General features: G+C 62.2%; 18 protein-coding genes and 1 riboswitch. Of the genes, 3 read left to right on the top strand and 15 right to left on the bottom strand.

The window, feature by feature from the left end; genetic code table 11:
- From JFT63_RS17745 to cobO, 10 genes are all read right to left on the bottom strand, one after another.
- A partial coding sequence (locus JFT63_RS17745; protein WP_198844400.1) for an adenosylcobinamide-GDP ribazoletransferase occupies positions 1-486 on the bottom strand: 486 nt, incomplete at its 3' end.
- A gap of 2 nt (positions 487-488) precedes the next feature.
- Positions 489-1,064: an alpha-ribazole phosphatase family protein gene (gene cobC, locus JFT63_RS17740; protein ID WP_198844399.1), complete on the bottom strand. Its 576-nt coding sequence runs from the start codon at positions 1,062-1,064 to the stop codon at positions 489-491.
- Positions 1,061-2,116: a nicotinate-nucleotide--dimethylbenzimidazole phosphoribosyltransferase gene (gene cobT / locus JFT63_RS17735; protein ID WP_198844398.1), complete on the bottom strand. Its 1,056-nt coding sequence runs from the start codon at positions 2,114-2,116 to the stop codon at positions 1,061-1,063. Before cobT ends, cobC begins: the two co-directional genes overlap by 4 nt.
- On the bottom strand, positions 2,113-2,634 hold the full coding sequence (gene cobU / locus JFT63_RS17730) for a bifunctional adenosylcobinamide kinase/adenosylcobinamide-phosphate guanylyltransferase (RefSeq protein ID WP_198844397.1): 522 nt from the start codon (positions 2,632-2,634) through the stop codon (positions 2,113-2,115). Before cobU ends, cobT begins: the two co-directional genes overlap by 4 nt.
- Before the next feature lie 306 nt (positions 2,635-2,940).
- A complete protein-coding gene (locus JFT63_RS17725) occupies positions 2,941-4,392 on the bottom strand; it encodes a cobyric acid synthase (RefSeq protein WP_198844396.1) in 1,452 nt (483 codons plus the stop codon).
- Positions 4,389-5,378, bottom strand: a complete 990-nt coding sequence (gene cobD / locus JFT63_RS17720; protein WP_198844395.1) for a threonine-phosphate decarboxylase CobD — start codon at positions 5,376-5,378, stop codon at positions 4,389-4,391. The genes JFT63_RS17725 and cobD overlap by 4 nt, the downstream gene beginning before the upstream one ends.
- Positions 5,371-6,279, bottom strand: coding sequence for an adenosylcobinamide-phosphate synthase CbiB (cbiB, locus tag JFT63_RS17715; protein ID WP_057700948.1), 909 nt, complete (start codon positions 6,277-6,279; stop codon positions 5,371-5,373). Before cbiB ends, cobD begins: the two co-directional genes overlap by 8 nt.
- Positions 6,276-6,926 carry a 5,6-dimethylbenzimidazole synthase gene (bluB, locus tag JFT63_RS17710; protein WP_198844394.1) on the bottom strand — a complete coding sequence of 217 codons (651 nt, stop codon included), beginning with the start codon at positions 6,924-6,926 and terminating at the stop codon, positions 6,276-6,278. Before bluB ends, cbiB begins: the two co-directional genes overlap by 4 nt.
- Positions 6,923-8,305, bottom strand: a complete 1,383-nt coding sequence (locus JFT63_RS17705) for a cobyrinate a,c-diamide synthase (RefSeq protein ID WP_198844393.1) — start codon at positions 8,303-8,305, stop codon at positions 6,923-6,925. Before JFT63_RS17705 ends, bluB begins: the two co-directional genes overlap by 4 nt.
- On the bottom strand, positions 8,302-8,913 hold the full coding sequence (gene cobO / locus JFT63_RS17700; RefSeq protein ID WP_057700951.1) for a cob(I)yrinic acid a,c-diamide adenosyltransferase: 612 nt from the start codon (positions 8,911-8,913) through the stop codon (positions 8,302-8,304). Before cobO ends, JFT63_RS17705 begins: the two co-directional genes overlap by 4 nt.
- 79 nt (positions 8,914-8,992) lie before the next feature.
- Positions 8,993-9,238, bottom strand: a riboswitch (cobalamin riboswitch).
- 99 nt (positions 9,239-9,337) lie between these two features.
- Between cobO and JFT63_RS17695 the strand changes: the two genes are divergently transcribed.
- Positions 9,338-10,651, top strand: a complete 1,314-nt coding sequence (locus JFT63_RS17695; RefSeq protein ID WP_057700952.1) for a PQQ-dependent sugar dehydrogenase — start codon at positions 9,338-9,340, stop codon at positions 10,649-10,651.
- Between the two features lie 123 nt (positions 10,652-10,774).
- On the opposite strand, the gene JFT63_RS17690 is transcribed toward JFT63_RS17695, so the two are convergent.
- From JFT63_RS17690 to JFT63_RS17670, 5 genes are all read right to left on the bottom strand, one after another.
- On the bottom strand, positions 10,775-11,314 hold the full coding sequence (locus JFT63_RS17690; protein WP_198844392.1) for a C40 family peptidase: 540 nt from the start codon (positions 11,312-11,314) through the stop codon (positions 10,775-10,777).
- A 144-nt stretch (positions 11,315-11,458) separates the two neighbouring features.
- Positions 11,459-12,088, bottom strand: a complete 630-nt coding sequence (locus JFT63_RS17685) for a C40 family peptidase (protein ID WP_057700953.1) — start codon at positions 12,086-12,088, stop codon at positions 11,459-11,461.
- A 209-nt stretch (positions 12,089-12,297) separates the two neighbouring features.
- Positions 12,298-13,002, bottom strand: a complete 705-nt coding sequence (gene hda, locus JFT63_RS17680) for a DnaA regulatory inactivator Hda (protein ID WP_005790177.1) — start codon at positions 13,000-13,002, stop codon at positions 12,298-12,300.
- Positions 13,003-13,206: 204 nt separating this feature from the next.
- Positions 13,207-14,280, bottom strand: coding sequence for an AI-2E family transporter (locus JFT63_RS17675; protein ID WP_198844391.1), 1,074 nt, complete (start codon positions 14,278-14,280; stop codon positions 13,207-13,209).
- A gap of 55 nt (positions 14,281-14,335) precedes the next feature.
- The gene (locus JFT63_RS17670) at positions 14,336-15,376 is read right to left on the bottom strand and encodes a DUF2066 domain-containing protein (RefSeq protein ID WP_198844390.1); all 1,041 of its coding nucleotides are present in this window, start codon (positions 15,374-15,376) and stop codon (positions 14,336-14,338) included.
- 354 nt (positions 15,377-15,730) lie between these two features.
- On the opposite strand from JFT63_RS17670, the gene purM reads away from it, so the two are divergent.
- Positions 15,731-16,789: a phosphoribosylformylglycinamidine cyclo-ligase gene (gene purM, locus JFT63_RS17665; protein WP_014719398.1), complete on the top strand. Its 1,059-nt coding sequence runs from the start codon at positions 15,731-15,733 to the stop codon at positions 16,787-16,789.
- Positions 16,789-17,439: a phosphoribosylglycinamide formyltransferase gene (gene purN / locus JFT63_RS17660; protein WP_057700956.1), complete on the top strand. Its 651-nt coding sequence runs from the start codon at positions 16,789-16,791 to the stop codon at positions 17,437-17,439. The genes purM and purN overlap by 1 nt, the downstream gene beginning before the upstream one ends.
- The last annotated feature ends 6 nt before the right edge of the window (positions 17,440-17,445 follow it).

Below are 17,445 nucleotides of genomic sequence, written 5' to 3'. Positions count from 1 at the left end.
AGCGTCAGATGTGTATAAGAGCAAGGTCAGGAACAGCGCCAGCATCGAAGCCCGCCCGATCAAAGGCGCCAGGATCAGAGCAGCGCCATTGTGCTGTTCGATCAGGGCCACCAACGCGCTGAACTTGAGCAGTAGCACCAAGCCCAGGGTGACTACCGCAATCGGCCCGCTGCGCGGGTCTTTCATGATGTTGAGGGTGCGCTCGCGGTCACCAAAGCCACCTAACCAGGCGTCGGCGCTGTCCGCCAGGCCATCCAGGTGCAGGCCACCGCTGAGCAGCACCCAGGCCGTCAACAACAGCGCGGCGTGCAGCAGCAAGGGCGCGCCCACCAAAACCTGGTTCAACCCCCACAGCAACAGGCCGAACAGCAGCCCCACCAGCGGATAAAACAGCAACGAGCGGCCCAGCTCCTGAGGTTGCGGCATACCCGGTAAGCGGATCGGCAGGCAGCTGAGAAATTGCAGGGCGATCCAGAACGGCAGCATCGTTACGCTCCTTCTTTCAGTACGCCATCGGCGCCAACCTGCAGGCTGAACAGCGCGCCGTGGCCGACCTCGACGTTCAGCAGTTGCTCGCGCGGCATCCCACGCGCCTGGGCCAACAACAGGCGCATCACGCCGCCATGGCTGATCAACAGCACGCGCTGGCCAGCATAAGCCTGATGCAGGCGTGATACCGCGCCGAGCACCCGCCTGGAAAATTCAATGACAGCCTCGCCCTCTGGCGGCGTAAAGCCATAGGGATCAGCCCAGAACAACCCCAGCCCTTCGGCATCGGTCTCCATCAGCGCAGCGGCGCTCTGGCCCTCCCAGGCGCCGAAGTGCAGTTCTTGCAACGCCGGCTCAAGGCTGACCGGCAGATCGAGCTGTGCGCCCAGCTCCCTGGCAAACAAGGCGCAGCGTTGCAGCGGTGAGCCGATCAGCCGATCCCACGGCCCCTGCCCCACCACCGCGGCACGCATCTGCGCCCAGCCCCTGGTGGTCAAGGCATCGTCCAGGCTGCCGCGCAGGCCGCCGCCCAGTTCGGTTTCGCCATGGCGCAGCAGGTCCAGGTGCAAGGTCATGCGGGGCGATCCGCCACAGCCGCTTCGGCGAAGGTTGCCATTTGCCCGTGCAACGCACAGGCCAACCGCAACAACGGCACCGCCAGCGCCGCGCCGCTGCCCTCGCCCAGGCGCAAGCCCAGTTCCAGCAGCGGTTCGGCATTGAGGCTCTGCAATACATGGCGATGGCCCGGCTCGGCGCCCCGATGCCCGAACACCAGCCATTCGCGGCACGCCGGGTTCAAGCGCACCGCCACCAGCGCGGCCACGCTGCAGATAAACCCGTCCACCAACACCACGATCCCTGCCTGGGCACAGGCCAGGTAAGCGCCAACCAACGCGGCAATTTCAAAACCACCGAGATTGAACAGCGTTTGCAATACATCACTGCGTTGCCCGGCATGCAGTGCCAACGCACGTTCAATGACCGCAACCTTGTGGCTCACGCCTGCAGCATTCAAACCTGTACCCGGGCCGGTCAGGTCGCTCACCTGGCAATCCAGCAAGGCACAGGCCAATGCGCTGGCCGCGGTGGTGTTGCCGATGCCCATCTCGCCGCCGATAAACACATGCGCACCACACTCCAGAGCGCGGTGCGCGCTGTCTCGGCCCGCGTGCAATGCCAGCAGCCCCTGAGCCTGGGTCATCGCCGGGCCATGGACGAAATTGGCGGTGCCCGCGCCGATGTTCAAATGACGCACACCGGGCAAGTCCAGCGAGGGCGTCACCGTGCCAAGATCAACCACTTCCAGTTGCGCATCCAGTTGCCGCGCCAACACGCTGATCGCCGCGCCGCCGCTGACGAAGTTTTGCAGCATCTGCCCGGTGACCGCCTGGGGAAACGCCGATACGCCCTCAGCCACCACACCGTGATCGCCGGCAAAAATCGCGATCCACAGTTGCTCCACCGACGGCTTGACCCGCCCCTGCAAACCCGCCAACTGCACCGCCAGCGCTTCCAGCCGGCCGAGGGAACCGGCGGGCTTGGTCAATTGCTGCTGACGCGCCAGCGCCTGTTCATGGGCCGCAGCATCAATGGCCCTGCAGGGGTTGAGCCACCAGGAGTCCGTCATAACGCAGTACCTTTCAAAGTCAGGGGCAGGCCGGCAACCGTCAACACGACACGCTGACACCGCTCGGCCAAGGCTTGATGCAACCAACCGGCTTCATCCACATAGCGGCGAGTCAATTCGCCCAGCGGCACGACACCCAGACCGGTCTCGTTGCTGACAAAAATGATTTCACCCGGCAGCGAGTCCAGGGTTTGCAGCAGTTGATCACGCTCGAAGGCAAGACGCGCCGGGTCTTCGAGCATCAGAAGATTGGTGAGCCATAAGGTCAGGCAATCCACCAGCAGGCAGCGATCAGTGGCGGCGTTTTCGCGCAGCACGCGCGCCAGTTCGAGGGGCTCTTCAACCAGACCCCAATGGTCGGGGCGACGCTGGCGATGCAAAGCGACGCGCTCGTTCATCTCGCCGTCGAGGGGTTGGCTGGTGGCGATATAAGTAACCGGCAAACCGCTGTCGCAGGCGAGCTTTTCAGCCAGGCGACTCTTGCCCGAACGGGCGCCACCCAAGATCAGTTGGAGCATGGAATTAGCCCTGTAAAAGTCAAAGGTGGAGCGCAAAACCAGACTGAACGCGGCGCTTTACGTAACCACGATGCGCAGCGAGCCGCTCTTGATTTTGCTTTTGATCTTAGGCGCCCCGTTAAACCACGCTGGCCGAACGCAGGCTTGAGGTGGGGCAAGAGCGTTTTGGTTACTTTTGCGCTTTTCAAAAGTGACCCGCTGTAAGAGCGGAACCATAAGTGGCCGTTACCGCAGCGATGGATATGTACACCCACAGGCCGCCATCGGGAGCAAGCCCCCTCCCACATTTGCATCGCGTACACACTGTTAAATCCCACATAGGTTGCGCAACAAATCGGTGTCCAAATGGTGTTCAACCAGATCCGCCAACCGCTCGATATCACGCTCGCGCAACCCGTGATAATCCACCTCTTGCACCTCCTGCAATCCGGCCCACCGCAGCAAGGCACTGCACGCCGCCGGTGTTTCGAACAGCCCGTGCAGGTAGGTGCCGAGAATCTGCCCGTCAGCACTCAGCGCGCCATCGCTGCGACCATCGTCCAGCAGCACGGCAGCGCTGAGCAGGGCATCGCCTGATGTCACACCCGCATGAATCTCATACCCACTCACTTCAGCATCTTCGAGCACCAGGCGTCCGCGCACATTGCGCAGCTGCTTCTCCTCCTCCAGCGTTGTAGTAAACGCCAGCAGCCCGAGGCCGACACTGGATCCGGCCACACCCTCCAGCCCAAGCGGGTCATGCACCTGCTCACCCAGCATCTGCAAGCCGCCGCAGATCCCCAGCACCTTGCCGCCATAACGCAAATGCCGCGCCACGGCGGTGTCCCAGCCATTGGCACGCAGATAGGCCAAGTCACTGCGCACGCTTTTCGAGCCCGGCAGGATGATCAGGTCAGCAGCCGGTATCGCCTGGCCCGGCCCGACAAACTGCAAGTCCACCTGGGGGTGCAAGCGCAGCGGGTCGAAATCGGTATGGTTGCTGATACGCGGCAACACCGGGACTACCACCTTGAGCACTTGGGCGGCCTTGTCGATCTGGCGCTGGTCGATGCCGTCTTCCGCCTCCAGGTGCAGGTCCATCACATAAGGCAACACGCCGACAACCGGCTTGCCGGTGCGCGCTTCCAGCCAATCCAGCCCAGGCTGCAACAGCGCGATATCACCGCGAAAACGGTTGATGATGAAGCCCTTGACCCGCGCCTGCTCGCTGGGCGACAGCAGTTCCAGAGTGCCGACCAGGTGGGCAAACACGCCGCCGCGATTGATATCGGCGATCAACAGCACCGGGCAATCCACCGCTTCGGCAAAGCCCATGTTGGCGATGTCATTGGCGCGCAGGTTGATCTCGGCCGGGGAGCCCGCGCCTTCGACCATCACCACTGGGTAGGCCTGGCTCAAACGTGCGTGGGAAGCCAACACCGCCTGCATCGCGATGGCTTTGTAGTCGTGATAGGCCACGGCGTTCATGCTGGTCACGGCACGGCCGTGGATGATCACTTGGGAACCGGTGTCGCTGTTGGGCTTGAGCAGCACCGGGTTCATATCGGTGTGGGGCGCGAGTTTGGCGGCTTGAGCCTGCACCGCCTGGGCGCGCCCGATCTCGCCGCCTTCGGCCGTCACCGCGCTGTTGAGCGCCATATTCTGCGGCTTGAACGGCACCACGCCGACACCCTGGCGCACCAGCCAACGGCACAGCGCAGTCACCAGGGTACTTTTGCCGGCGTCGGACGTGGTGCCCTGCACCATCAGCGTACTCATGTGGCTTCCTTGTAAGCGACCAGGGCTTCGTCCAGCCGCAGCCAGTCGGCTTCGGCGTCGGGCAGGCCGAAACGCACGCTACTGTCGTGCACAAACAGGCGCAGCAGGATGCCGCGCTGAGCCATGAATTCGTGCAGGCGCCCGGCATGAGGGGTGATCAACCACTGGAACAATGCACAGCCGCCGTGGGGTTGAAAGCCTCTGCGTTCAAGCAGTTCGAACAAGCGCCGGCCCGCTTCGATGCACCGATCACGCTGGCGGGCGTGCCCATCCGTATCGCGCAGGCACACTTGGCCCAATACCCGCGTGGGCCCGCTGACTGCCCAGGGCCCGAGCTGCTCGGCCAGCAACTTGAGCAACTTGCGTTCGGCCAGCACAAAGCCCAGGCGCACACCGGCCAGGCCGAAAAACTTGCCGAACGAGCGCAGTACGATCAAACCGACCTGATCGGTATGGCTCGCCAGGCTTGAATCAGGGGTCACGTCCATGAACGCTTCGTCCACCACCAGCCAGCCACCGCGCTGGACCAGCCGCGCGTGCCAGTCCAGCAAGCGTTGCGGGGGCAAACTAAGGCCCGTGGGGTTGTTGGGGTTGACCACCACCAGCACGTCGAGGCTGTCGAGATAGAAGTCGACCTCCTGCTCCTGCACTTCACGCACCACATAACCGGCGCGGCGCCAGGCTTCGGCGTGCTCGGCATAACAGGGCGAGAGCACGCCGACCTTGCCGGAACGGCGCAGGCGCGGCAGCAACTGGATCGCGGCCTGGGAGCCCGGCACCGGTAACAACTGGGCGGCGCCGTAATACTCACAGGCGGCCCTCTCCAGGCCGTCATCGGTTTCCGGCAGGCGGGCCCAGGCGCGCAGCGGGATCTCGGGAATCGGCCACGGCCAGGGCGCCAGGCCACTGGACAGATCCAGCCAATCCGCTTCGGCAATCCCGTATTCAATCGCGGCTTTTCGCAGCCGACCACCGTGCTCAAGCATAGATTTGCGCCCCCACGCACAAGATCAGCAGCCACAACCATACGCCGCGTTGCACCAGTTGCCAGCCACGGTCAATGGAATCGGCATCGGCCGGCGGGCCTTCGCCCAACGGCGGGCGCTGATGCAGCTCGCCGTGATAAATCGCTGCACCGCCGAGTTCGACGCCCAACGCACCGGCACCGGCGGCCATCACCGGACCGGCGTTGGGACTGTCCCATGTCGGGCCCTGGGTGCGCCAGCATTTGAGGGCCAGGCGGGTTTTGCCCAATAATGCGTAGGTCAAGGCCACCAAACGCGCAGGAATGTAGTTGAGCACATCGTCGATCTTTGCAGCCGCCCAGCCAAAACGCTCGAAGCGCTCGTTTCGATAGCCCCACATGGCGTCGAGAGTGTTGCTCAGGCGATAGAGCACCACGCCTGGCACGCCCGCCACCACAAACCAGAACAATGCGGCGAATACCGCATCGCTGCCGTTCTCCAGCACCGACTCGGTTGCGGCGCGGGCGACTTCAGTGCGGTCCAGTTCGCTGGTCTGGCGGCTGACCAGGTAACTCACACGTTGGCGTGCCTCATCCAGGTCATCGCTGCGCAGGGCCTGGGCCACCGGGGTCACATGTTCGCCCAGGCTGCGCATACCCAGGGCGCAGTACAACGCCAGGATCTCCAGGAGCCAGCCGATATAAGGCGCCCAGGATAAGGCGGTGGCGAGCAGGGTCAACGGCACCACGGCGATAAACCATGCCGTCACGCCATGGCTGCGCCAGCCGCGCCCACCGCTATTGAAACGCTGCTCGATGCGCCCGGCGAAGTTGCCGAACGCCACCAGCGGATGCCAGCGCCTGGGTTCACCCAGCAGCGCATCCAGCGCCACCGCAGCGACACACAGCAAGGCCACACTCATTGACTCACTCCCCACTTGTTTTCATACAGCATGTCACTTAGCGGCCGTGGCTCGGTCCAGCCTTCGATCTGCAACATCGGTGCCGGGTAGAACTCGGCCACAGGCCCCAGGCACAGTACGGCCAGGGGTTTCGCACCAGGGGGTAAACCCAGCAATTGGGCCAGCGCCCGGGGTTCGAACAGCGACACCCAGCCCATGCCCAGGCCTTCAACACGCGCCGCCAGCCACAGGTTCTGGATCGCGCAGGATAAGGACGCCATGTCCATTTCGGGCAATGTGCGGCGCCCGAAGATGTGGCGCTCGCGATCATCCATCAGTGCGGCCACCAACACCTCGGCGCAGTCGTTGATGCCTTCGACCTTGAGCTTCATGAATTCATCGGAGCGCTCGCCCAGCGCCTCGGCGGTGCGCACGCGCTCTTCTTCCACCAACTGTTGAATCTGGCTGCGCAACGAGCGGTCGCTGATGCGCAGAAAACGCCACGGCTGCATCAGGCCGACGCTTGGCGCCTGGTGGGCGGCCTGGAGCAGACGGTGCAGCAGCTCGGGGGCGACGTTGCCGCCGGTGAAGTGGCGCATGTCGCGACGTTCGGCGATGGCGCGGTAGACAGCCTGGCGGTCGGCCTCGGGGAAGGCGTTGTCAGTCATGGCCGCATCGGGGGCAAGCCCCCTCCCACATTTGAAATGCATTCCCCTGTGGGAGCTGGCTTGCCTGCGATAGCGGTCTCAAGATCTGGCGCGAACAACGCGGCCACCGCGCCAGGATTCGACGGAAAATAAAAGTGCACGTAGGAAGCGGTCAGCCGCCCTTGTCGGTAAACCGCTTCAGCCCCGCGCCCGCCGTTAGGGCTCAGGCCACGGGCAATCGGCGCCAATGCGGTGCTGGTCAAGGAGTGGTGATAGGTGTGCCCGCGCAACGTGCCTTCCGGCAGTTCGACACTTTGCAGGGCCAGGGCCGCAAGTTTCTTTTGCATCACCGCTTCGCCTGGCAGCAAGCCAACCAGTTCGGCTCGGGCGCCCTCTACATCCATCAGCGAATCGAGCAGGTAGAGCATGCCGCCACATTCGGCGAGCAGAGGCTTGCCGGCGGCATGATGAGCACGGATGGCCTCCAGCATCGAGGTGTTTGCCGACAGGGCCTGATGGTGCAGCTCCGGATACCCGCCAGGCAGATAAAGGCTGTCCGCCTGCGGCAGCTGGCGATCATGGATAGGCGAGAAGAATGTCAGCTCGGCGCCCATGGCCCGCAGCAAATCCAGGCTGGCGCCGTAGGTAAAGGCAAAGGCTTCGTCACGGGCGACAGCGATACGCACACCAGCCAGTAACGGTTCGGCCTTGATCACTTCGGGCGCGGCAAAGGTCACGGGCGGCGGCAGAGCCACTTCGCAACTGCTGCCCAGCGCCCGGGCGGCGGCATCCAGGCGCACATCCAGGTCATTGAGTTCACTGGCTTGCACCAGGCCCAGGTGGCGACTCGGCAGTTCGATGCCGGTCTCGCGGGATAACGCGCCGTACCAGCGCAAGCCTTCGGTGAGGCTGCCTTCGAGCAACTGCGCATGACGCAGGGTGCCGACCCGGTTGGCCAGCACCCCGGCAAACGGCAGGTCGGGCTGATAGCGCGCCAGGCCCAGGGCCAGGGCACCAAAGGTCTGAGCCATGGCAGTCCCGTCGATCACCCCCAGCACCGGTACGCCGAAGTGCCGCGCCAGGTCGGCGCTGGAGGGGGTGCCGTCGAACAGCCCCATCACGCCTTCGATCAGGATCAGGTCGGCCTCCCCCGCCGCTTCCCACAGCAGACGACGACTTTCCTGCTCGCCCACCATCCACATGTCCAATTGATACACCGGCGCACCGCTGGCGCGCTCGTGGATCATGGGGTCGAGAAAGTCCGGCCCGCATTTGAACACGCGCACCTTGCGCCCCAAATTGCGATGCAAACGGGCCAGCGCGGCGGTGACCGTGGTTTTGCCCTGGCCGGACGCCGGAGCGGCGATCAATACGGCCGGGCATTGGCGGGGCTGATTCAAAGTTCGACGCCCTTCTGTGCCTTGATACCGGCCTGGAACGCGTGCTTGAGCATGCCCATTTCGGTGACGGTGTCGCCCATTTCGATCAATTCAGGCTTGGCGCCCCGGCCAGTGACCACCACATGCTGCATCGGCGGGCGGGCTTGCAGGTCGCTGAGGACCTGATCCAGGTCGAGGTAGCCGTGCTTGAGGGCGATGTTCAGTTCGTCCAGCACCACCAGGCGAATGGACGCGTCATTGAGCATCGCCCGGGACACCGCCCAGGCCGCTTCGGCGGCGGCGATATCACGTTGGCGATCCTGGGTTTCCCAGGTGAAGCCTTCGCCCATGACGTGGAAGCGCACCTGCTCGGGGAAGCGCCGGAAGAACAGCTCTTCGCCCGTGCTGTTGCGGCCCTTGATGAACTGCACCACACCGCACTGCATGCCGTGGCCCATGGCGCGGGCCAACATGCCGAAGGCCGAGCTGCTCTTGCCTTTGCCGTTGCCGGTCAATACCAGCAACAAGCCGCACTCATTCGGCGAATTGGCGATGCGCTCGTCGATTACGGCTTTTTTGCGCAACATGCGCGCCAGGTGGCGTTCGTCGCGGTCGGGGGAATCGGTCATGGCAGCTCTCCGTTGGGGCTGGACAAAAACGGCGGGCAGGAAAAAGAAAAAACAGACAGCCAAGCATCGCCCACCGTGATGCTGTTGAATGTTCAAGGCCGGTCTCCGGACTCATGAGTGGCGCGTCTTATCGAAGCAGCCGAGGGCGCGCCTTCCCATATCGCGGGCGATACAGTGGCAAACAGCACCGTCTTGACTCATTTACCGTTGCGGGGGCAGCGCCGGAATCGCGGCAGCACTGTGTACAAGTGCGCTCACTCACCGGCTTCCCTGTTTCACTCTGTCGACGCGCGCGCCACAGAGCACCTGGAACAAGCCGCGAAGGTTAGTGGGTTGGGGGTGGAGCGTCAATTAAAGCTGGCCTTGTACTTGAACCATCCGTACAGCGTGCTTCTCTACCCTTACAGGTATCAAGGAGAAAACCATGCCTAAAACCCGATTGGCCTTACTGATCATGCTCACCGGCAGCCTCGCCGCCTGCGGCGAAAGCTCCACCCTGCAAGTCGCGGATGGCACCGGGCCCTCGCCCAAACTGCCGGAGCCGAACAAGACGCTGATTCCCACCGTCAACATCGCCCCGGCGATCGGTTGGCCTGAAGGCGCCAAGCCAACGGCTGCCGCCGGCACCCAAGTGGCCGCCTTCGCCGAAGGCCTGGATCACCCACGCTGGCTCTACGTGCTGCCCAACGGCGACGTGCTGGTGGCCGAGACCAATGCGCCGCCCAAGCCAGACGACTCCAAAGGCGTGCGCGGCTGGGTGATGGAAAAAGTCATGGGCCGCGCCGGTGCCGGTGTGCCCAGCCCGAACCGCATCACGCTGCTGCGCGATGCCGATCATGACGGCGTGGCCGAAACGCGTACGGTATTTCTGCAAAATCTGAATTCGCCGTTTGGCATGACACTGGTGGGCAACGATCTGTACGTGGCGGACTCGGACAAGTTGCTGCGCTTTCCCTATCAGCCGGGTGAAACCGCAATCACGTCCCAAGGCACCACAGTCGTGGATTTGCCAGGCGGCCCCTTGAACCATCACTGGACCAAAAACGTGGTGGCCAGCAAGGACGGCAGCAAGCTGTATGTGAGCGTCGGCTCCAACAGCAACGTTGGCGAAAACGGCCTGGATGCCGAGCAAGGCCGCGCTGCTATCTGGGAAGTTGATCGCGCGACCGGCCAGCACCGCATTTTCGCCTCCGGCCTGCGCAACCCCAACGGCATGGCCTGGGAGCCACAGAGCGGCAAGCTGTGGACGGCAGTTAACGAGCGCGATGAAATCGGCAGCGACCTGGTGCCGGATTACATCACCTCGGTCAAGGATGGCGGCTTCTACGGCTGGCCTTTCAGTTATTACGGCCAGCATGTGGATGTGCGTGTCACCCCGCAGAACCTGGACATGGTCGCCAAGGCCATCGCTCCCGACTATGCGGTAGGCCCTCATACTGCGTCGCTGGGGCTGACCTTCGCCGAGGGCAGCAAACTCCCTGCCCCTTTCAGTAATGGCGCATTTATCGGCCAGCATGGTTCCTGGAACCGCAAGCCGCACAGTGGCTACAAGGTAATTTTCGTGCCCTTCGAAGGGGGCCAGCCGAAAGGGCAACCGGTGGATGTGCTGACCGGGTTTCTGGATAGCGATGAGAAGGCCATGGGCCGGCCAGTAGGCGTGGTGATAGATCAGCAGGGGGATTTGCTGGTGGCCGATGATGTGGGCAATAAGGTTTGGCGGGTATCGGCTGTTAAGTAAATCGCCACACACCAATGTGGGAGCGGGCTTGCCCGCGATTACGGTGGCCCAGTCAACTAACGCGTTGACTGACACACTGCATTCGCGGGCAAGCCCGCTCCCACATTTTGGAGTTTTACTGATTCAGGGATTACGCGCCAGGTTCCCCGGCAGTACCCGCTTGGCACTCAGGTAGGCATTCTGCCAATACGCTTTGGAGAGCGTATCCAGCTTCACCGTACCGCCGGTTTGCGGCGCGTGTACGAAGCGGCCCTCCCCCACATAGATGCCCGCATGGCTGACCCGCGAACCGCCACCGGTGGCGAAGAACAACAGGTCGCCGGTTTGCAGGTTTTGTTCGCTGACGTCCTGGCCACGCATCATGATCAATTCACGGGTGGTGCGCGGCAATGAGATGCCGGCTGCGTCGCGGAACACAAAGCCGATCAGGCCACTGCAATCAAACCCCGAGTCCGGTGTGTTGCCGCCCCAGCGATAAGGCGTGCCGACCAGGCCCAGCGCACGGAAGAGCACATCTTCGGCAGCAGGCGAAAAATTCTGGGTGGCGTAGTTGAATACCGGCTTGGGCTTGACCGCTACAGGCGCGGGCGGCGGTGGACGGCTGGCGCAGGCGCTGAGCAGCGCGGCGCAAACAATGAGCATCAGGCGGGCCGAGGTCGACATGTGCAGAACAATCCTGGTCTGGATGCGGCTTTCGCTGCCGAACGTTGAAAACCAGAACGCGCAAGCAAAGCTCGCGCGAACGGATGACAACAATGTCCAGGGATTCTAGCGCTTACACGTCAAACTTCAAGTATCACTTTAACTTTACTTACTAGCGGTAACCGTAGTCGGGGCCATGGCGAGTGCGCGCTTGGCTTCGATGAAGGTTTTGCTCCAGTAGCTGTCACCCAGGTTATCGACCCGAACGCCACCGCTACGGCGGCTGCTGGAGTGGATAAATTGGTTATCGCCCAGGTAGATACCGGCGTGGCTGACACGACCGCGACCACTGGTACTAAAGAAAAGCAGATCGCCCGGCTTAAGGTTGTTGCGTGCGACCAACGGTGCGTCCACGTTGATCATTTCGCGCGTGGAGCGAGGCAGGTTCATGCCCGCTTCTTCACGAAACAGATAACCGATAAAACCGCTGCAATCGAAACCGGCTTCAGAAGTGCCGCCAAAACGGTAACGGGTACCGATCAGGGACTTGCCGCGCTCAAGAATGCTGTCGGCCAGAAGGGGCAACTGGTAAGGCTTGCTACCTGAGAAGTCGGCGAGTTCTTTTTCGGTTGCCATCTCTTCTTCATAAACAGAAGCAGACTGTGCAGCAACGAACTTGGCCTGATTTTGAACCTGTGGTTTGGGCTGTTCTGCCACCTGTTGAGGGTGGGAGGCGCAACCAAACAATAGGGTAACGAGTGCGAGAGGCACGAGGGGTGCGAAGCGATTTAGCATGGGCACGACCGTGGCTGATGTGTAAAGAAGCCGAGACTATGCCCTCTATCACATCGATTTGCAAATTCAATCGTGATCTATGTGACTTATTGTTTGGACTATGCCATCTAAGCCGTAATTCCATGTATCGCTGTACTTGCGGGGCCTGCCGGGCTCAAACGCACATTTGCTGACGCCTGAAAATTGCCGAATGGTGGCAAATCAACGCTTTACCAGCCCAACGTTTCTTTGAGGAAAGGGATCGTCAATTTTCTTTGCGCCTGCAAGGAAGCCTGATCGAGTTGCTCAAGCAAATCGAACAGCGCGCTCATGCTGCGGGTGCCACGGGTCAGGATAAAGTGCCCCACTTCGTCGGTCAGGTGCAGGCCACGACGGGAAGCGCGCAGTTGCAGAGCACGCAGCTTGTCCTCATCGGACAACGGGCGCATCTGGAAGATCAGCGCCAGGGTCAGCCGCGACTTGAGGTCGGCCAGCTTAACCGGCAGCTCACGCGGCGAGGTGGAAGCGGCGATCAGCAAGCGCCGACCGCTGTCGCGCAGGCGGTTGAACAGGTGAAACAGCGCTTCTTCCCAATCCGCCTTGCCGGCCACTGCCTGCAAGTCGTCCAGGCACACCAGTTCGTACTGCTCAAGGTTGTCGAAGATACCGACGCCGCGGTCCATCAACTCGGCCAACGGCAGGTATACCGCCGGCTCGCCCATCTGCTCGAAACGCAGGCACGCAGCCTGTAACAGGTGGGTACGCCCCACGCCATGCTTGCCCCACAGATAGATCAGGCTTTCAGTCCACCCGGCGTCGGCTTCGCAGAGCCGCTCGACATAGCCGAGTGCAGCGGCATTGGCGCCTGGGTAGTAGTTGATAAAGGTAGCGTCATCACGCAGACGCACACCTAGGGGCAGCTGAATCGGTTTCATGCTGACTGAACGGCTCCCATCGAACCGTTAGTGGCCTCTGTGTAAAGTTTGCAAAGTTTATACCCGTGACGCCGGGCGCACAATGCAGCAGACCACAAGCAAAATCAAAGGTTTGCGTTAACCTCGCGGTTTTACGCGGATTGTTTGACGCCCCCTGCCCCACAAACAACAAACCCGGCCTTGGCCGGGTTTGTGACATTGCGATTACAACTCGGGCTCATCAACGCCCGTATACACGTCCGAATCCTTGTACAAGTCATGAACGTGACGCACCAGCACCATGATCACCGCCGCTACCGGCAGCGCCAGCAGGATGCCGGTAAACCCGAACAGCTCGCCACCGGCCAGGATCGCAAAGATCACCGCCACCGGGTGCAGGCCAATCCGATCGCCCACCAGCAGCGGCGTCAGCACCATGCCTTCCAACGCCTGGCCGACCATGAACACCGCGACGATCCCCAGCATCGGGTAAAGGTCGCCGCCAAACTGGAACAGACCGGCCACCAGCGCCGCACCGATACCAATCACAAAGCCCATATATGGCACGATGGCTGCCAGGCCCGCGATCAAGCCGATCAACAGCCCCAGCTCCAGACCGATGGCCATCAAGCCGGCGGCATAGATCACCCCCAGCGCCAGCATCACCAGCAGTTGGCCGCGAACAAACGCCCCCAGTACTTCATGGCATTCTGCGGCGAGGGAGACGATGCGCTCTTCGCGGTCACGGGGCAGCAGGCTGCGGATCTTGGCCATCATGATGTCCCAGTCACGCAGCAGGTAGAACGCCACCACCGGGATCAGCACCAGGTTGGTCAACCAGCCGATCAGCGCCAGGCTCGACGCGGTTGCCTGGCTGAGCACCACCGTGACGATATCGGTGGTCTTGTCCATATGCTCGCTGATAGCTGCCTTGACCTTGTCGAACTTCCAGAAGCCATCCGCCAGCCCGAACTTGGACTGGGCCCACGGCATTGCCGTGTGCTGCAACCAGTCGAGCATTTGCGGCGCCAGCTCGTAGAGGCGAAACAGTTGCTTGGCCAACATCGGCACCAATATCAACACCAGCGCCGTGATGATCAACGTGAACAGCGCAAACACCGTGATCACGCCCCAGGTGCGCGACATGCCGACTTTTTCCAGGCGATCCACCACGGGATCGAACAGATAGGCGAGCAGCAGCGCCACCAGGAACGGCGTCAGGATCGAATGCAGCAAGAACACAAAACCGCACAGCAGGACTATCCCGCCAAGCCACACCCAACGACGCGTATCCGCCATAAACCACTCCATCTGTTATTTACGCCCTTCTTCTATATAGAAGAAGGAACACTATTTACCAACGAAAACGCAGTTGCGCCTGGGGCTCGGGTGCAGCAGCCGGTTGCGTGCCATCGACCACGGGTTGCTGGGCCGGGGCTTCGCCTGCAGGGATTTCCTGCAACTTGGCCAGGCTCAATTGGGTACGCAACTGCTCGGCGCTGCCGTTGACGCGATACACAATACGGTTGCCATCCACTAACTGCGGCTGGCCACCAAAGGGCTCCAGCAACCGGCCCAGGGTGGCGTAGCGCTCCAGGTTCATACCTTGCACTTCAAGCAGTTGCTCGCTGCTCACCCCGGGTTTGACCGCAAAGCGCGGTGCCAGCTTTTGGCTGACCGCCAGCAATACCGCGTCGGCAAGCGCGGCAGTGTCTGCGCCTTGGGCGGTACCCTGCTCGGCCGTATCGCCCAGCCACAGATGCCATTTGGCCTGCCACTGACTGCCTTCCTGGCGCGCATGCACAGCCAGCAACGCATCGGCACCGTAGCGCTCGGAGGCTGCACGCAACGGCGTAGCGTCCGCGCTTTCCAGATTCGGCGCGGTGGCAACCACTTGCTCATCGAGGTCGCCCAGCGGCAGGCGCAATGGCAAACCACGGTGTTGCGCGGCACGGCGCAGTGTCTGAGCAACCGCCTGGCCATCGCCGACCAGGCTGCTGCCTTCGGTAGAATCGTTCAGCCACCAACCGAGAATCGACGGTCGATTACTGCCCCAGATCGACAAGCCGGCATCATGCAAGGCCCGGTCGGTGCTCACCGGATCGAAGTCCACTTGCAGGCTCTCGGGCGGGCCGGCGTCGTAGCCGTATTGGGTGATGATTTGTTGCGGGTCCTTGCGGATTGCCGCCAGGCCCGGGCCATCGGCGGCCCTGGCGTCGCCGGTGAGGCGGATCACCAATGTCTGCACGGCGCGCTGGGTGGCTTGGTCGCGCTCCTGGGGGGACTGGCTGCTGACCGGTTCGAGCACTTGATAGAGGCCATTGAGGGTTTCGGCATGACTCGCCAGGCTGACCAACGACAAACAGCCCACAAAGAAGAATTTACACAGACGCATGGAAGATTCCCGAACGACAAATTTAGCGGCTGGAACAGACCGCGTGAATCGGTTTAGCCAGGCTGTGACCACAGCACCCGGCAAAACATTCACAGGGCCTCGACAAGTTTTTGTACTGTCATAACGATAGCGGGTTCAAGGCTATACCTTAATACGCCGCTTGGCAGAGCGAATCAGCATTTTTAACCGGCTTTTTTAATCTATATGGCCCTGCCCGTCGGCCCGAGGATGGCCGCTGCCCTTCAAGCCTGATAAAATCGCGCGCCTTCGCAGACCGTCAACGGCAGCGGCCTTTTCCAAAAGCGCCCGCCCGCTCGGTCGTTACCCCTGAATCCCCCCCTAAAGGCCTGGATCATGAGCAAGCAACCCTCCCTGAGCTACAAGGACGCCGGTGTAGACATCGACGCCGGTGAAGCATTGGTCGAACGCATCAAGAGCGTCGCCAAGCGCACTGCGCGCCCTGAAGTCATGGGTGGCCTGGGCGGTTTTGGCGCCCTCTGCGAAATCCCGGCCGGCTACAAACAGCCTGTACTGGTGTCCGGCACCGACGGCGTGGGCACCAAGCTGCGCCTGGCCCTGAACCTGAACAAGCACGACAGCATCGGCATCGACCTGGTCGCCATGTGCGTCAACGACCTGGTGGTGTGCGGCGCCGAGCCGTTGTTCTTCCTCGACTACTACGCCACCGGCAAGCTCAATGTCGAGACCGCAACCCAGGTGGTCACCGGCATCGGCGCCGGCTGCGAACTGTCGGGTTGCTCCCTGGTCGGCGGCGAAACCGCTGAAATGCCAGGCATGTACGAAGGCGAAGACTACGACCTGGCCGGTTTCTGCGTCGGCGTCGTGGAAAAAGCCGAGATCATCGACGGCTCCAAAGTAGCTGCCGGCGACGCCCTGCTCGCCCTGCCATCGTCCGGCCCGCACTCCAACGGTTACTCGCTGATCCGCAAGATCATCGAAGTGTCCGGCGCCGACATCGAAAACATCCAGCTCGACGGCAAGCCGCTGACCGACCTGCTGATGGCCCCGACTCGCATCTACGTCAAGCCACTGCTCAAGCTGATCAAGGACACCGGCGCCGTCAAGGCCATGGCCCACATCACCGGCGGCGGCCTGCTGGATAACATCCCGCGCGTTCTGCCAAAAGGCGCCCAGGCGATTGTCGACGTGGCCAGCTGGCAGCGCCCGGCAGTCTTCGATTGGCTGCAAGAGAAAGGCAACGTCAACGAAACCGAAATGCACCGCGTGCTCAACTGCGGCGTGGGCATGGTCATCTGCGTGGCACAAGAGCACGTTGAAACCGCGCTGAACGTATTACGTGAAGCCGGCGAGCAACCTTGGGTTATCGGCCAGATCGCCACTGCCGCCGAAGGCGCGGCCCAGGTTGAACTGAAGAACCTTAAGGCGCACTGATGCCTGCAACCTGTGATGTCGTGGTGCTGCTTTCCGGCACCGGCAGTAACTTGCAGGCCCTGATCGATAGCACGCGCAGCGGCGACAGCCCGGTGCGCATCGCTGCGGTGATTTCCAACCGCAGCGACGCCTACGGCCTGCAACGCGCCAGGGACGCGGGTATCGATACCCGCTCGCTGGATCACAAGGCGTTCGAGGGCCGCGAGGCTTTCGACCGCGCCTTGATCGAACTGATCGACGCCTTCAATCCCAAGCTCGTGGTCCTTGCCGGCTTCATGCGCATCCTCAGTGCTGATTTCGTGCGGCACTACGAAGGGCGCCTGCTCAATATCCACCCTTCCCTGCTGCCCAAGTACAAAGGCATGCACACCCATCAGCGCGCTCTCGACGCCGGCGACAGCGAGCATGGCTGCAGCGTGCACTTCGTCACCGAGGAACTCGATGGCGGGCCTCTGGTCGTACAGGCAGTGGTTCCGGTAGAGTCAGGCGACTCGGCGCAGACCCTTGCGCAACGGGTTCATACCCAGGAACACAGGATTTACCCGCTGGCTGTTCGCTGGTTTGCCGAGGGACGGTTGATTCTTGGTGACCAGGGTGCATTATTGGACGGTCAGTTACTCGCGGCCAGCGGCCACTTGATTCGAACCTAGGAGATT

It is taken from the genome of Pseudomonas sp. MF7453, from assembly GCF_016405455.1.
GTDB classification, from domain to species: Bacteria; Pseudomonadota; Gammaproteobacteria; order Pseudomonadales; family Pseudomonadaceae; genus Aquipseudomonas; species Aquipseudomonas paralactis.
This window is presented reverse-complemented; position numbering and strand designations above follow the sequence as displayed.

What these genes read in the sequence shown, in the direction of transcription:
- cobC (WP_198844399.1), bottom strand. Translation starts at nt 1,064, where the DNA reads ATGACCTTGCACCTGGACCTGCTGCGCCATGGCGAAACCGAACTGGGC.
- cobT (WP_198844398.1), bottom strand. Translation starts at nt 2,116, where the DNA reads ATGACGGACTCCTGGTGGCTCAACCCCTGCAGGGCCATTGATGCTGCG.
- cobU (WP_198844397.1), bottom strand. Translation starts at nt 2,634, where the DNA reads ATGCTCCAACTGATCTTGGGTGGCGCCCGTTCGGGCAAGAGTCGCCTG.
- JFT63_RS17725 (WP_198844396.1), bottom strand. Translation starts at nt 4,392, where the DNA reads ATGAGTACGCTGATGGTGCAGGGCACCACGTCCGACGCCGGCAAAAGT.
- cobD (WP_198844395.1), bottom strand. Translation starts at nt 5,378, where the DNA reads ATGCTTGAGCACGGTGGTCGGCTGCGAAAAGCCGCGATTGAATACGGG.
- cbiB (WP_057700948.1), bottom strand. Translation starts at nt 6,279, where the DNA reads ATGAGTGTGGCCTTGCTGTGTGTCGCTGCGGTGGCGCTGGATGCGCTG.
- bluB (WP_198844394.1), bottom strand. Translation starts at nt 6,926, where the DNA reads ATGACTGACAACGCCTTCCCCGAGGCCGACCGCCAGGCTGTCTACCGC.
- cobO (WP_057700951.1), bottom strand. Translation starts at nt 8,913, where the DNA reads ATGACCGATTCCCCCGACCGCGACGAACGCCACCTGGCGCGCATGTTG.
- JFT63_RS17695 (WP_057700952.1), top strand. Translation starts at nt 9,338, where the DNA reads ATGCCTAAAACCCGATTGGCCTTACTGATCATGCTCACCGGCAGCCTC.
- JFT63_RS17690 (WP_198844392.1), bottom strand. Translation starts at nt 11,314, where the DNA reads ATGTCGACCTCGGCCCGCCTGATGCTCATTGTTTGCGCCGCGCTGCTC.
- JFT63_RS17685 (WP_057700953.1), bottom strand. Translation starts at nt 12,088, where the DNA reads ATGCTAAATCGCTTCGCACCCCTCGTGCCTCTCGCACTCGTTACCCTA.
- hda (WP_005790177.1), bottom strand. Translation starts at nt 13,002, where the DNA reads ATGAAACCGATTCAGCTGCCCCTAGGTGTGCGTCTGCGTGATGACGCT.
- JFT63_RS17675 (WP_198844391.1), bottom strand. Translation starts at nt 14,280, where the DNA reads ATGGCGGATACGCGTCGTTGGGTGTGGCTTGGCGGGATAGTCCTGCTG.
- JFT63_RS17670 (WP_198844390.1), bottom strand. Translation starts at nt 15,376, where the DNA reads ATGCGTCTGTGTAAATTCTTCTTTGTGGGCTGTTTGTCGTTGGTCAGC.
- purM (WP_014719398.1), top strand. Translation starts at nt 15,731, where the DNA reads ATGAGCAAGCAACCCTCCCTGAGCTACAAGGACGCCGGTGTAGACATC.
- purN (WP_057700956.1), top strand. Translation starts at nt 16,789, where the DNA reads ATGCCTGCAACCTGTGATGTCGTGGTGCTGCTTTCCGGCACCGGCAGT.